Source organism: Litorivita pollutaquae (assembly GCF_003205515.1).
Lineage (GTDB): Bacteria > Pseudomonadota > Alphaproteobacteria > Rhodobacterales > Rhodobacteraceae > Litorivita > Litorivita pollutaquae.
Map to the genome: position 1 here is coordinate 1 of NZ_KZ826494.1, position 14,723 is coordinate 14,723.

General features: G+C 57.4%; 11 protein-coding genes. 6 read left to right on the forward strand and 5 right to left on the reverse strand.

All coding sequences use genetic code 11. The features are described 5' to 3' along the window. Positions 1-229 precede the first annotated feature (229 nt). From DI396_RS15655 to DI396_RS15670, 4 genes are all read right to left on the reverse strand, one after another. Positions 230-982, reverse strand: a complete 753-nt coding sequence (locus DI396_RS15655) for an SDR family NAD(P)-dependent oxidoreductase (RefSeq protein ID WP_110797300.1) — start codon at positions 980-982, stop codon at positions 230-232. 42 nt (positions 983-1,024) lie between these two features. Further along, positions 1,025-2,347: a TRAP transporter large permease gene (locus DI396_RS15660; protein WP_110797302.1), complete on the reverse strand. Its 1,323-nt coding sequence runs from the start codon at positions 2,345-2,347 to the stop codon at positions 1,025-1,027. After that, positions 2,340-2,822, reverse strand: a complete 483-nt coding sequence (locus DI396_RS15665) for a TRAP transporter small permease (protein WP_235851909.1) — start codon at positions 2,820-2,822, stop codon at positions 2,340-2,342. Before DI396_RS15665 ends, DI396_RS15660 begins: the two co-directional genes overlap by 8 nt. Before the next feature lie 106 nt (positions 2,823-2,928). Further along, positions 2,929-3,927 (reverse strand): DctP family TRAP transporter solute-binding subunit, encoded by a 999-nt coding sequence (locus tag DI396_RS15670; RefSeq protein WP_110797303.1) that lies wholly within the window; start codon positions 3,925-3,927, stop codon positions 2,929-2,931. 238 nt (positions 3,928-4,165) lie between these two features. On the opposite strand from DI396_RS15670, the gene DI396_RS15675 reads away from it, so the two are divergent. Genes DI396_RS15675 through DI396_RS15690 form a run of 4 tightly spaced genes read left to right on the forward strand, consistent with a single transcriptional unit; the run spans position 4,166 to position 8,716 of the window. Next, entirely contained in the window at positions 4,166-5,020 is an 855-nt protein-coding gene (locus DI396_RS15675; protein WP_110797305.1) for an IclR family transcriptional regulator, read from the forward strand. 38 nt (positions 5,021-5,058) lie between these two features. Further along, positions 5,059-6,231 (forward strand): acetyl-CoA acetyltransferase, encoded by a 1,173-nt coding sequence (locus tag DI396_RS15680; RefSeq protein ID WP_110797307.1) that lies wholly within the window; start codon positions 5,059-5,061, stop codon positions 6,229-6,231. Further along, positions 6,228-7,859, forward strand: coding sequence for an acyl-CoA synthetase (locus DI396_RS15685; protein WP_110797309.1), 1,632 nt, complete (start codon positions 6,228-6,230; stop codon positions 7,857-7,859). Before DI396_RS15680 ends, DI396_RS15685 begins: the two co-directional genes overlap by 4 nt. Beyond that, positions 7,856-8,716: a PPC domain-containing DNA-binding protein gene (locus DI396_RS15690; RefSeq protein ID WP_110797310.1), complete on the forward strand. Its 861-nt coding sequence runs from the start codon at positions 7,856-7,858 to the stop codon at positions 8,714-8,716. The genes DI396_RS15685 and DI396_RS15690 overlap by 4 nt, the downstream gene beginning before the upstream one ends. A gap of 655 nt (positions 8,717-9,371) precedes the next feature. On the opposite strand, the gene DI396_RS15695 is transcribed toward DI396_RS15690, so the two are convergent. Continuing rightward, a complete protein-coding gene (locus DI396_RS15695; protein ID WP_162617254.1) occupies positions 9,372-9,956 on the reverse strand; it encodes a TetR/AcrR family transcriptional regulator in 585 nt (194 codons plus the stop codon). A gap of 98 nt (positions 9,957-10,054) precedes the next feature. On the opposite strand from DI396_RS15695, the gene DI396_RS15700 reads away from it, so the two are divergent. Continuing rightward, a complete protein-coding gene (locus DI396_RS15700; protein WP_110797313.1) occupies positions 10,055-11,299 on the forward strand; it encodes an efflux RND transporter periplasmic adaptor subunit in 1,245 nt (414 codons plus the stop codon). Continuing rightward, the gene (locus DI396_RS15705; protein WP_110797315.1) at positions 11,296-14,331 is read left to right on the forward strand and encodes an efflux RND transporter permease subunit; all 3,036 of its coding nucleotides are present in this window, start codon (positions 11,296-11,298) and stop codon (positions 14,329-14,331) included. The genes DI396_RS15700 and DI396_RS15705 overlap by 4 nt, the downstream gene beginning before the upstream one ends. The last annotated feature ends 392 nt before the right edge of the window (positions 14,332-14,723 follow it).

The following is a 14,723-nucleotide window of genomic DNA, read 5'->3' on the forward strand; positions in this document are numbered from 1 at the left end:
ATGCATTAACGGGTTCTACAATCCGCGCCGCCGACACTCAGCATTAGGCTGGAAAAGCCCGGTCGCTTTTGAACGGAAAGTGGCTTAAACGAGCACTTGGAGCGGCACAAAAGCGTGACAGGTCCACTTATGAATTTCTAGATCCTGTACTACGGGCCTATGTCCGCTTACGGAGATAGCCTCAAACATGAAATATTGATGCCTGAAGTGCCAAGTCAGTACTGTCCGTTCAACTGCGAAGCGCTGGCAAGCCTACGCCCGTGCTTTCAAAGCCGCCGTCCGCAGCGATGACCTGTCCGGTCACATAGCTGGCTTTCTCGGAACACAGGAAGGTAATCACTTCGGCCAGTTCTCGCTCCGATCCATAGCGGTTCAGTGGGATCGTGTCGTGATAGGCGGCGATAATCTCCGGAGAATGAACCGCCATGGCCAGTTTCGTGCGCACCGGCCCCGGACAAACACAGTTCGCGCGAATGCCGTGTTCACCAAGCTCTGCCGCCTGTTGCTTGGTCAGATGGATGACTGCGGCCTTTGAGGTGCCGTAAGCCACTCTGAGGGTCGAGCCGCGCAGACCGCTGATGGATGCAATGTTCACCAGCGCGCCTTTGGTTTTTCTGAGCGCAGGAGTGGCGGCCTGTGACACCAGAAAAACCCCGTCGAGGTTGGTCTCCATGATCCGCCGCCAATCAGCGAAACTCGTTTGCTCCAGCGGGCGGAAATCAGCAACACCTGCATTGTTGACAACCGCATCAACGCGGCCGAAATCCGCGAGGACGGCTTCCATCATCTGGTCCACATCGTCGGGGCGCGACACATCAAACTCATAGGGGCGGGCCTGATTGAATTGCTTGACCGCGACTTTCAACTCGTCGCCGTCGCGATCCACCATCGCCACCAGCCAGCCTTGCTCGATGAAAAGTGCTGTGGTTGCCAGTCCGATGCCGCGCGCGGCCCCCGTCACAAGCGCTACTTTCTGGGTCATGTCAGTACTCCTGATCTCAAAGGATTTCAGCACGCGGAAAGGTCATTTCATCCAAGCGAGCAAATAGGTCGTCAACTCGGGCCAGCCTGCAATGATGACAAGGCCGATGAGACTGGTCACAAGGAAGGGAACCGCCGCCACAGCGATCCGCTCCAGCGATAGCTTGGCCACGTTCGCGGCCACGAACAGGTTTATGCCGACGGGCGGTGTAAATAGCCCGATAGCAAGGTTGATCATCAGGAACACACCAAACCAGATCGGATCCCACTCAAGTGCGCGCACCACCGGCAGAAAAATCGGGAGCGAAATGAACATGATCGTCACCGCATCCATGAACATCCCCGCGATCAGCAGAATGATCGCCATCACCAGCATAATCATCCACTCAGACGAGCTGAGGGCAAGCAAGCCTTCCGAATAACGCCCGACCACATCGTCCACAGTGACGACCCAGCCAAAAAGACTGGCGAAAGTGACAACCAGCATGACAACCGCTGACGAGGCCGAGGCATCAATCAAGGCGTCAAACAGGGACGGAATTGTGAGGCTGCGGTACACAAAGAAGCCAATGAACAATGCATAGACCACGGCCACGATAGCGGCTTCGGTCGGCGTGAAAATCCCCGAATAAATACCCCCGAGGATCACAACAGGTGTCAACAAGCCCCACACCGCATCCATAAAGCTCAGCCAGAGGCGCTTTGGAAAGTTGAACTCGCCATAAGGCATCGGCGCAAGCTCGGCCAGATTGGACGTCTTTGCAACGGCCCGCTGACGGCTGACAACAGGCAGAGCCGCAAGCATCAGCGCGCCCATGACCGCACCGGGCAGGATCGCAGCGATGAACAGATCACCGATAGAAACTTCGGCAATCACCCCATAAATCACCAGACCGATAGACGGGGGAATAACAATGGAAAGGGCCGCACCCGTGCAGACCATCGCTGCGGCAAATGCCTTCGGATATCCATCCTCGACCATACCACGGATCACCATCGGCCCGATCGCAGCTACAGACGCAGGGCCAGAGCCCGAGACAGCCCCCCAGAACAGGCTGACCACGACACCAACAAGCCCCATACCTCCGGGCAGGCTTCCGATCAGGACGCGGAAAAACCGGATCATCCGGTCCGCCATGCCGGCCGTGCCCATCAAAATACCGGCAAGAATGAAAAACGGAATCGCCAGAAGCGAGAATTTGGTGATGCCACTGGCGAGCAAATCTCCGACCAGATCAAGTCCAAAGCCCATCTGCCACATGGCAAAAAGCGCCGACAGACCAAGCGAGAAAGCCACAGGAACACGGATCGCCAACAGAACCGCGAACAGGATCAGCATCAAGGTGCCGGTTTCAAGATTAAACATGGTGCGCCGCCTTTCGCGATGCAAACGCGCTTTGCACAAGGCGCAGTGCAATCAGCAGAAATCCGAGTGGCAGAGCCAGCGAGTAATACCATGACGGCACCTGAAGTCCCGGCGAAACGCTTCCGCTGGCACGTTGGTTCATCACCATTTCAGCGCAATACCACGCGGACAGTGCCAGCAGCGCAACACTCAGAAGAAGCGCAAACCAGCGCATAAAAGGCTGCATGGCAGTGGGCAGCAAATCCGCTAACAGCGACACGGCAAGATGTTCCCCGCGCCGCGCCGCTATCGCCGCGCCGAAAACGGTCAGCAGCAAAAAGCCGTTCAGCAAAATTTCCTGCGTCGATGCAAACGAATAATTGGAAAGGTATCGCACCAGCACGTTGGCAAAGCCGATAATCGTCATCACCAGAAAGATGATGCTGCAAATGTACTCCTCCAGCCGATCAACAATTTTAAACATCGGATTCTGCATGGCGGACTACCTTTGTTATGAACGTCTCGTCTCTCAAAGACGTGCAGGCGTTTTAAAAAGAGATAACGCACCCCGCCGGCGGCGAGATGCGTTGTTCTAAGCGTGATCAGTTTGCAGTGCCGATGGCCGTCTGGAACAGCTCGACAAGCTCGGGGCCGACTTTGGCGGCCCATTTGTCGAAAGGCTCTTTTGTGGCCTCGCGGAAGGCTTGCAGCTCTTCGGCCGAAGGTTCGTAAACTTCCATGCCTTCTTCGCGCAGCTTGTCGAGGCCTGCGGCGGTTTCTTCACGGGTCACTTCCTTCTGAAAATTCATCGCTTCGCTCGCAGCGGCCTGCACCTTGGCCTGCGTGTCGGCGTCCCAACTGTCCCATTTCTTCTGGCTGACACCAAGGAAGATGGGGTCATAGGAATAGTGCCATGGCGTGATGTATTTTTGGACTTCATATACACGCTGGGGCACGATCACCGCGCCGATCGGATTTTCCTGACCGTCCACAACGCCCTGCTGCAACGCGCTGAATGTTTCTGTCCACTGCATCTGCTGCGGGTTTGCGCCCAATGCTGTCATCACGTCGATATACATCGGACCCGCAACGCGCATTTTCAGGCCCTTAAGGTCTGCCGGTGATTTGATCGGATGGACATTGTTTGTAACTTCGCGAAAGCCGTTTTCGCCCCAAGCCAATACCACAATGCCGTGCTCCGCCATGATTTCTTTCATCTTGTCGCCCGGGGCGCCGGCTGTTGTCGCGTCTACTGCGTCATAATCCGAATAGAGATAGGGCAGCGAGAAGACAGCCATCTCAGGCACAATCGGGGTCACGTTGATTGCGGAGGTGACAACAAAGTCAAGCGCACCACGGCCGACCATTTCGGCTTGTTTCATCTGGTCACCACCGGACAGCTGCGCATTCGGGAAAACCCGCACATCGAGATCGCCGCCGCTCGTATCCTTCATCAGCTCCGAGAATTTCTCGGCGCCCTTGTGCCAGGATGTAGCGTCACCGGTGTTGTGTGACAGGCGTAGCGTTTCAGCCGTTGCCGCCGTGCTGATCGCGGCAGCAGCCGAAATTGCGGCTGCAAAAATGATATTGAGTTTAGACATTCCATTTCCTCCAGTTTCCCATCCTCCTCATAGGAGGTCTCCGGCGACAGAAGGTCCATATTTTGGATGCTGTTGCAAGTGAAAATTTCAACTCTCACCTAAAATTCTGATTTGATGTCTTGAAACATGCCAAATATTGCTCAACACTAGGCTCAAATTGGGAATGTGAGCCGGTTAGCGTTTAAGTTACTCTCGGCGGGGCGTCCATAATGTGGACTTCAAGGGATTGCATGAGGCAATGACGGTTGTGAAAACACCTATGGAAAGCATCGGCGCCCAGAGCGTTGATCGCGCTCTGGCGCTCTTGTCGCTTATTGGCCGCTGCCCCGTTGAGGGTGTCGGGCTGTCAGCGATTGTGCAGAGCACAGGGCTTAGCCGTCCAACCGCGCGGCGCTTGCTGTTGGCGTTGATGCGCGCACGTATGGTCGAACAGGACGCGACCACCCGGCGCTATTATCTCGGCGAGGAGACATATGTTCTCGGTGTGCTGGCTGCAAAGCGCTTTGATCTTATTGATCTCACGCGCGAAAGCCTGCTCGATCTTGCCCGCCTGAGCGGCGATACCGTTTTCCTGTCTGTGCGCCGCGATTATCACTCTGTGTGCCTCGCTAAAGAAGAGGGCGCGTTTCCCATACGCACTCACGCGCTTGAGATCGGGAATCGTCACCCGCTCGGTGTGGGCGCCGGCTCTCTGGCCATACTCGCCGCCCTTGACGGGCAAGAGCAGGCCGAAATCCTGAACCGCAACCGCGAAATCCTGCATGCGAATTTCCCGGGCTTCAGCCCCGAAGCTTTGGCGCCTTTGATCGCTCAAGCGACAGAGAGGGGTTACTCTGTGAACCCTGGACTGTTGCTGACCAATTCATGGGGGGTCGGTGCCGCATTTCACCTGCCTGACGGGCGCGTGGCCGGTGCCCTCAGCATTGCCGCGATCGACAGCCGTATGGGCCCCGATCGCCAAGCCACACTCGGAGCCGCGTTGCTTGAAGAAGTTACCAGGCTGGAAGCGCGCATCGCCAATGTATTTTCACTGCCGGCCTCTAAAACCCTTGCCAGCAAACCCCTTCAAACCGGCTCACCCGCCGCCAAGTAACAGCCGGTCATACTCACACAAAAAAAAGGAAATTCACCATGAAGAATGCACAGATCGTCGGTTGGTCACATAGCAAGTTCGGAAAATCCTCTGCACCCGATACTGAATCCCTTATGGCCGAAGTCATCGCCCCCGCGCTGCAACACGCAGGTGTCAGTGCTGCCGACATCGACGGCATATTTGTGGGCGTCATGAACAACGGCTTTTCAAAACAGGACTTTCAGGGCGCGCTGGTCGGAATGGCCATGAACCAGCTTGGCAGTACTCCGGCCGTGCGCATGGAAAATGCCTGCGCCACAGGCTCGGCCGCGCTCTACTGCGCCCTTGATTTCATCGAATCCGGTCGTGGTAAGATTGCACTGGTGGTGGGGGCTGAGAAGATGAGCGCGCTGCCAACAGCCGACGTCGGAGATATCCTTCTGGGAGCATGCTATCGCCGCGAAGAGGCAAATGTCACAGGTGGTTTCGCAGGTCTGTTTGGCCAAATCACCCAGCATTATTTTGACAAATACGGCGATTGCTCGGATGCACTGGCGATGATTGCGTCAAAAAATCACCAAAATGGTGTGCAAAATCCATATGCCCACATGCAAAAGCCTTTCACCTTCGAGCAATGTAACGAGGTCACCGACCGCAATCCTTATGTGGCGGCCCCTTTGCGGCGCACTGATTGCTCGCTGGTGTCGGACGGTGCTGCTGCAATGATCGTGGCTTCGGCGGATGTGGCAGCGGGACTTGAGCGGGCTATTGCTTTTCGCGCGCGCACGCACACCAACGAAACACTTGCCATGTCCCGCCGTGACATCACCAGTTTTGATGGGGCCAAACGCGCTTGGGCGGAATCGCTGGCCGCTGCCAAGTTAAACCTTGATGATCTGGATCTGGTCGAGACGCACGATTGTTTTACCATCGCGGAATTGTTGGAGTATGAGGCAATGGGGCTCGCGGAGCCGGGCAAAGGTGCCGACGTCATCCGGGACGGCATCACCCACAAAGACGGTCGCCTTCCGGTTAATCTGTCCGGAGGTCTGAAGTCCAAAGGGCATCCCATCGGAGCCACCGGCGTCTCCATGCACGTGATGGCTGCGATGCAGCTTGCGGATGAGGCTCCTGAGGGCATGCAGGCCAAAGACCCCAGATTGGCCGGCGTATTCAACATGGGCGGCGCTGCGGTTGCCAACTATATGTCGGTTCTGGAGCGTGTGAAATGAAAACTTGGGCGTCTACGAAGGCAGATCCTAAAGGGGGCATCGCCCCGTCGACCACGCGTGTGTCCAACCTCGCCAACCATCTGACTCGCAACGCGGCGCGCTTGGGCGATCAGTTGGCGCTGGTCTGGGGGGAGGAGCAATGGACATGGGCGCAGATGAATGCCCGTGTGAATGCGCTGGCCTTTGGGCTGCAAGACCGCTTTGGCGTGACCAAAGGGGACCGTGTCCTGATCCAGTCCCAGAACTGTAACCAGATGTTTGAATCCATGCTCGCTTGCTTTCGGCTGGGTGCCGTCTGGGTGCCTGCAAACTTTCGCCAAACCCCTGAAGAGGTGTCTTGGCTGGCGGAATCCTCGGGCGCATCCGGCATGATCTGCGGGGCGGAGTTTCCCGATCACATGGCGGCTTGTGACACTCCCGAGCGCCGCTTTACGCTGGTGATTGGCGGTGAGGACGGAGACGAGAGTGATTTCGATACAGTTGTCAAAACCTACATGGGGAACACGGTGCCCAACACGGCGGTTGATCGTGATGATCCGTGCTGGTTCTTCTATACGTCCGGAACGACAGGACGACCTAAAGCCTCTGTTCTGACCCATGGGCAAATGGCTTTTGTCCTGTTGAACCACTTGCATGATCTGATGCCAGGCATAACTGCTCAGGCGCGGTCCTTGTGCCTTGCGCCGCTCAGTCACGGCGCGGGCGTACATCAGTTGACCCAAGTTGTTGCGGGCGCAGCCACGGTATTGTTCCCATCGGGCCGGTTTGATCCCGAAACCGCCTGGAAAATCGTCCAGGATCACCAGATCAGTAACATGTTCACCGTTCCGACAATCGTAAAAATGCTGGTCGAGCATGAAAGTGTGAACCGCTATGACCTCTCCTCGCTGAAGCATATGATTTATGCGGGGGCACCTATGTACCGCTCTGATCAGAAATTTGCACTGTCCGTTCTTGGCAAAGTGCTGGTTCAGTATTTCGGCTTGGGCGAAGTCACCGGCAACATTACGGTTCTGCCCCCCGCCGAGCATTTCGAGGAGGATGACAAAATGCGGATCGGCAGCTGTGGTCATCCGCGCACCGGAATCGAGATCTCCATTCAGGCCAGTGATGGCAGCGAAATGCCGACAGGGCAGCAGGGCGAAATTTGTGTGATCGGACCTGCCGTGTTTGCGGGCTATTATAACAACCCCGAAGCCAACGCCAAATCCTTCCGCAATGGTTGGTTCCGCACTGGTGATCTGGGCTATGTTGATGAGCAGGGGTATCTTTTCATCACGGGCCGCGAGTCCGACATGTACATCTCGGGAGGCTCCAATATCTACCCGCGCGAGATCGAGGAAAAAATACTTGTCCACGACGCTGTCAGTGAAGTTGCCGTTTTAGGTGTGCCCGATCCTGTCTGGGGCGAATCCGGCATTGCCGTTTGCGTTTTGCGCACAGGTGCCGATGTTACGCCGGAAATCTTGTACGATTGGCTCAAACCTCAAATAGCAGGATACAAAATGCCAAGACGGTTTGTTGTGCTCGAAGAAATGCCGAAATCGGCCTATGGTAAAATTACCAAGAAGATCATCCGCGAGACACTGGAGCAGCGCGGCTTGATTGATACGGCAGTCAGGGCATGAGTTCGCCCCTGCCCATCACCCGGGCCAATCCCCCAATGCTCCATCCCGGACCTGTGAACCCGCAGCGGTTTCACGCCGTTCCAGTGCGCACGCACGATCTGGATATTCATCTGGAGGCTGGTCAGCGGGTGGAGGACGCCATTTGCGCCGCGGTGGCCGACGCGGGGTGTGATGGCGCATGGGTTGATATGGCTGGTTTGCATGCTGATCCTTACGCTTTTGTCATGCCTGCCAAATCAATCGATGGCACCCGCGTTGCATGGTATAGCGAAACCTATGAGCCCGCCGGAGAGACCCGCGTTGACATGGGCGGAATGTCTGTTGGCCACCATGGCGGCGGTCCCTTTACTCACTGCCACGGGATCTGGACCTCTTCTGATGGCGCAACGCTGGGGCATATGCTCGCGCCGCTTTGTACCGTTTCACGGTCCGTGACGTTGACGGCAACAGGTTTCAAGGGCGGCCGTTTCGAGCGGTTGCCCGATGATGAAACCTGCTTTGACCTGTTCCGTGCTTGCCCGGTGGTTCCGCCCGTGCAATCCGCCGATGCTGTTCTCATGACCTTACGCCCCAACACTGACCTGTGCGCGACGATAGAGCAAACCGCCCGTGACTACGGTATCACAGATGGACAAATCTATGGGCTCGGCAGCCTCAACGGTGCCCGCTTTCGAGATGCGCCGCCGATGTACAGCGCTATCACTGAATTCATTATCAACTCCGGTGAGCTGATAGATGGGCGGGCGCGCATTACCCTGTCTGCGGTTGATATCGAAAAACAAATTTACAGCGGCAAGGTCCAAAGCAGCGACGCGCCAATCTCAATCACTGCAGAAATTCTTCTTCGCAGCCTGTGACGCCGGCGGGATGATCCGCTTCGATGGGGACAATCATTCTGTCATCGCAAAGCTCATACGCCAACGGTTAACCAAAGCCAGATGTCGGTAGAGGGTTTCGCCTCGCGTTGCAGAATTCTGTTCATTTCCATTTCTGGTCGAGGCTTGCGTCCAATTGAATAGCCCCTAGTTTCCTATGCGACAAGGAAGAACGACACGGTCTAAGAAATAAACGCGCCACTCCACGAGCCTTTGGAAACGCGGTCTGAGAAAACTCTGGAGCTGGCATACTTTCTGCTCTTGAGCTCTCCCGGAACGCCAATGTTCTCCCTGAACACCCTTCTCAAAGCCCCTTCATGGCATCAAGGTGTGATTGAAACAGGCGACCCAAGAATGGTCAATCGTCGCTCAGTCTCCTTCGAAGATGCACAACAAGTTCTTTCACACTCGCCACAGCCTCGCCTGCCCACTCTGCTCAGCATCCGCAAAAAGACACCTCAGCTGTGGCGCTCCGCGCCCATAACAGCAGTGGAGTACGATGAGGGAGTTTTAAAAATCCACAGATCTGCAGCGGGCGCCACATTATGCGCACTCGCAAATCTCTCAAGGGAAGCCAAAACCGTACCCCTTCATTCCGGAAGTGTCCGTCGTCATATAAAGTTGGACCAAGCTTAGTTCACGTCCCCGAGAGATCGTCACAAGTGGGGATTGATGCAGACGTCAGTAGATCGTTCATCCGGTCCAGAAGTGCCTCTTCCGTTTCAGGCGCGAGGATGTCGAATTCAAACAGGGAAAAGGCCCGCATGCCTTCAAGTGCAAGAAGCACGATCATCGCAAGCTCGGGGTCGTTTGATTCGCGCTGCAATGTGTCGAGGATGGCCTGTTGATGGCGGCGGACGGGGTCAAGAAGATTGGAATGTTCGGCTAGGACCGCGAAAATTCCCGACGAGGCGGGCGTCGGCTCTTGTCGTTCATCGCGATGCGCGGCGATCAAGGCCTGCGCCAGCCGATTCTGTCCAGCCTCCGGCATATGATGCTCAATCCGCTCGGCGGTTTTTTCGACGTGAAAGCTGACGATGGCAGCCAGCATCTCGGCCTTGGTGTGAAAATGATACAGCACCCCGCCCTTGGACAATCCGGCCCTGACCGCCACTTCTGCTATGGAGATATGGCGCGGTCCTCGTTCTGCGGCTAGATCGCGCGCGGCGGCGATAATTCGGTTGCGCGTCTTCATTTTCGAAGATGTGATGGTCTTTGACATGCCCCCTCCTTGACAATACCGTCCGGACGGTACAGTGAAGCGCGCACCCGCCGCAAGGCCTCTCTCGTAGGTCCGGCACCACATCGACAGGATTCCACATGATCAAACGTCTCATTATCGCCGTTATCGTCCTTGGCCTGATTGGCGTGGGCGTCGTGGGCTTCAACATGTTCCGTGACAACATGATCGCGGATATCTTTGCCAATCGTTCTGCGCCTGCTGTGCCCGTGTCGACGGTGATCGCTGACACCGGAGAATGGGCGCCGGGGCTTGAGGCAATCGGCACGGTCTATGCGGCGCGGGGCATCGAATTATCGGTCGAGGCGGGCGGTATCGTACGCGAGGTGAATTTCCGGGCCAACCAGAGGGTTGAAGAGGGGCAGGTCCTGCTGACGATTTCGGATACCATCGAGTTGGCGCAAAAGGCTGCGGCCGTAGCGGCGCAGCAACTGGCACAACAATCGCTGGACCGTGTGACCTCGCTTGGTGAACGGGGTGTGGCCGCCAGTTCAGCAGTGCAGGAGGCGCAGGCGAACCTGTCCTCGGCCAAAGCGCAGGTGAAGCAGATTCAGGCGCAGATCGACCAGAAGGTCATCAAAGCGCCGTTCAGCGGCGAGATAGGCATTCCGCAAGTCGAGGTCGGCGAATTCGTTTCGACCGGGGCGCAGATCGCGACGCTTCAGGATACTTCGACGCTTCGGGTCGATTTTTCGCTGCCCGAACAACAGCTCCCGCGCATCAAGGCCGGTCAGCAGGTCGAAGTGACGTCCGAGGCGGGCGCTTTGGCGCGCGGTCGCATCACCGCGATCGAGCCGCAGATCGATCCGGTGACGCGTCTGGTGTCGATCCGGGCCGAATTGGACGATTTCGACAGTGGGCTAAATCCCGGTCAGTTCGTGCGCGTCCGCATTTCCCTGCCGGTTGAGGATGGCGTGATTGCGCTGCCCCAGACGGCAGTGGTGGCCAGCCTTTACGGCGATCATGTCTACAAGGTCGTTTCCAATAACAAGGACGGCGAGGATGCGGGCTTTGTCACCCGGCAGGTGTTCGTCGAAACCGGCCTGCACCAGGATGACCGGGTCGAGGTGACGAAAGGTGTCGCACCCGGCGACCGGATCGTCATAGCGGGGCAGAACAGGTTGTCGAGTGGCAGCCCCGTGACCCTGTCCGAGGCCGCCGCGGCCGAAAAGGGCGATTCATCGCAGGCGAAAAAGGATGAAGCACCGCAGGCGGATGCGAACGACACGCCAAAGGTCGACACAGCCGACGCCGGCAACGCTGCGGCGCTTGACACGCATGCAGACGAGGCGACCAAAGCCATCGAAGCGGAGGCCTCGGAATGAGCCTTCCAGAGCTTTTCACCCGCCGCCCGGTCCTATCGACGGTTCTGGGCGCGCTTATCATGCTGTTGGGTCTGCAAGGTTTGCTTGACCTGCCGGTCCGTCAATACCCCGAGGTGGAAGAGACGGTCATCACGATCAACACCATCTATCCGGGTGCCAGTGCGGATCTCATACAAGGATTTATCACCGCCCCCATTGCCTCGGCGGTCTCGACCACCGAAAATCTCGCCTATGTGACCTCGGCCAGCCGTCCGTCGTCGTCTTCGGTGACGGTGAATATGGAACTGGGTGCCAACCCTGACATCGCGCTGACCGAAGTCATGTCCAAGGTGCAACAGGTGCGGGGTGCCCTGCCGGGCGAAGCCGAGGATCCGGTGATCGTCAAGGGCACCGGTCAGCAGTTCGCGATCATGTATCTGGCGTTTCAGAACCCGCAAATGTCGCCGGAAGAACTGACCGAGTATCTGGAAAGGGTGATCCGGCCCCGCATGTCCACAATCAACGGCGTTGCCGAAGTGCAGATCCTCGGTGCCGCAAAATACGCAATGCGGGTCTGGATCGATCCGGTGCGCCTTGCCAGCCGCGGTGTGACCGCGTCCGAGCTGATGGCGGCGATCAACGCGTCCAACTTCCTTTCCGCGCCCGGAAAGACCCAAAACGACGATGTGACTTATTCGATCACATTGCGTTCGACGCTTCAGACGCCTGAAGCCTTTGGTGCGCTGCCGATTTCAGGCAAGGGTGACGATGTTGTGCGGCTGCGCGATGTCGCCGACGTGGAATTGGCCGCCGAAAGCACCGATACCAGGGTGCGCTTCAACGGCGAAGCCGGTACGTTTGTTGGCATCTTCCCCACACCATCAGCCAACCCCTTGGACGTGGCGGGTGGGGTGCTGGATGAATTACCCGAAATCCGCGACAGCCTGCCGGAAGGCATGGATGTGTCGCTGGTTTACGATTCGACCGAAACGATCAGTGCCTCCATCGAAGAGGTGTTCAAGACCATCGCCGAAGCGGTCGGTATCGTGATCATCGTGATCCTGCTCTTTCTCGGTTCGTTCCGCTCTGTCCTGATGCCCATGGTCACGCTCCCGCTGTCGCTTGTGGGTGTGTGTTTCTTTCTGGCCGCAATGGGTTATTCGATTAACCTTTTGTCTTTGCTGGCGATGGTGTTGGCCATCGGGCTCGTGGTGGATGATGCGATCATCGTGGTCGAGAACATCCACCGTCATATCGACGATGGCATGAAGCCGCTGGAGGGTGCGATCAAGGGGATGCAGGAAATCTGGCTCCCCATTATCGCGATGTCTCTGACGCTGGTGGCGGTGTTTGTGCCCATCGGCTTTGCTGGCGGGCTGACTGGATCGCTTTTCCGCGAATTTGCCTTCACTCTGGCGGGAGCGGTCCTGATTTCTGGGGTCGTGGCGCTGACCATCACGCCGATGATGTCGGCGCGTCTGCTCAAGGGAGGTGGGCACAGCCGGTTCCAGAAGATCGTCGACGGCACATCGGACAAGGTGTCGGCATGGTTCGGGCGGCGGGTAGATACCTCACTGGATTATCGCCCCGTGACGCTTTTGGTGGTGGTTTCGCTGACGGCTTTAACCGGATTCATGTTCGTCAAAACATCGGGCGAACTGGCTCCGGAAGAAGACGCCGGCGCGCTGTTTTCTCTGATGACGGCACCGCGTTATGCGACGAGCGATTATACCAGCCGTTATGCCAACCAGGTCGAGGAGCGCACAGACGACCTCGAAGAGGTGCGCGATAAGTTCTCGATCGTCGGTCTGGGCGGGGCGACCAACACCGGGTTTGCGGTCTGGGCGCTCAAGGATTGGGGCGACCGCGAGCGCAGCCAGCAAGAGGTGCAACAGGATATTCAGGCGCGTATCAGCAGCGTCGACGGGGTCGAGGCTCTGGTCTTCTCCCCGCCCTCCCTACCGGGGGCCGGGGGTGGCTTGCCCATCTCGGTTGTTCTGCAATCGACGGATGATTCCAGCCGGGTCTATGAGGTCGCCGAGGAAATCCGCCAGAAAGCACAGGCTTCGGGGCGGTTCATTGTGGTGCAAAACTCGCTGTCCTTCGATGCACCGCAGGTGACCGTGACCATAGACCGCGAACGCGCAGCGGCGCTGAACGTGCCGATCCGGGATGTGGGGACGACACTGGCTGTGTTGGTCGGTGGCGGCGCGATCAGCAAGTTCGACCGCGATTCCCAAAGTTACGATGTCATAACTCAGGTGCCGCAGGATTTTCGATCGAATCCCGAACAGTTGGGCGATTACTTCATCCGCTCGGCAAGCGGCGCGGTCATTCCTCTTTCATCGGTGATTGAGGTGTCCACAAACGCGGCCCCGGCGGCGATCGAGCAGTTCGACCAGCTGAATTCGACCACCCTCTCGGCCTTGCCGTTGCCGGGGGTCACCACTGGTGAGGGGCTCGCAACGCTGGTGGACATCATCCGCGAAGACCTGCCGGATTCATTCTTCGTCGATTATGCTGGACAGTCCCGGTTGGAGGTCGAACAGGGCAACACCATTCTGGTCGCGTTCGCTGCGGCCCTGATCGTGATTTACCTGCTGTTGGCCGCCCAATTCGAGAGCTTCCGCGATCCGTTGATTATTCTGATGTCGGTGCCGATGTCGATCTTTGGTGCGATCTTGCCGCTAAATCTCGGGCTAGGGACGTTGAACATCTATACGCAGGTCGGCCTGATTACCCTGATCGGGATCATCACCAAGCATGGTATCCTTCTGGTCGAATTCGCCAACCAGCGCCGAGACACAGGCATGTCGATCCGCGAGGCGATCGTCGACTCCGCCAAAGTGCGCTTGCGCCCGATCCTGATGACAACAGCGGCCCTTGCCGTGGCAATGGTTCCGCTGATGACAGCCGCCGGTGCCGGCGCCGGGGCGCGTCAGGCAATGGGTTTGGTGATCTTCACGGGGCTGGTGATCGGCACGCTGTTCACACTTTTCGTCGTGCCGATGTTCTATACATATATCTCGGCCAAAGACCGCAAGGAGGTCTGAAACGGGCGGAGCGAATATTGCGAAAAACGGTCTGGTGCATGAACGCGGTCTCAGCCAAAGGGGCCGCGTTTGGACGCAACATGCGCCGCATCCCTGCAATCTTTTGGGCTGCAACGAGTGACCGTTTTATAACCGGTTCATCGACCTTGCCGATATTCACCTGTCCATGGCCACCGGCTTGCCAGCAGATGCAGCCGTGGCCACGACACCGATGGCCATCAATGCGTTGTCCGATAGCCTGCGTTCGCATGATCACGTAGCCTGAGCGGGTGCGCTCAGTTTTCCTGACGGTCTTTGTGATGACCTTGGGGCGATCGATCTGAATTCTCTGCTCAACTCGCTGCCTTCACCAAACTCGAAGTGTTTCTTCGGCTCTTGCTAGCCCCTCTTGA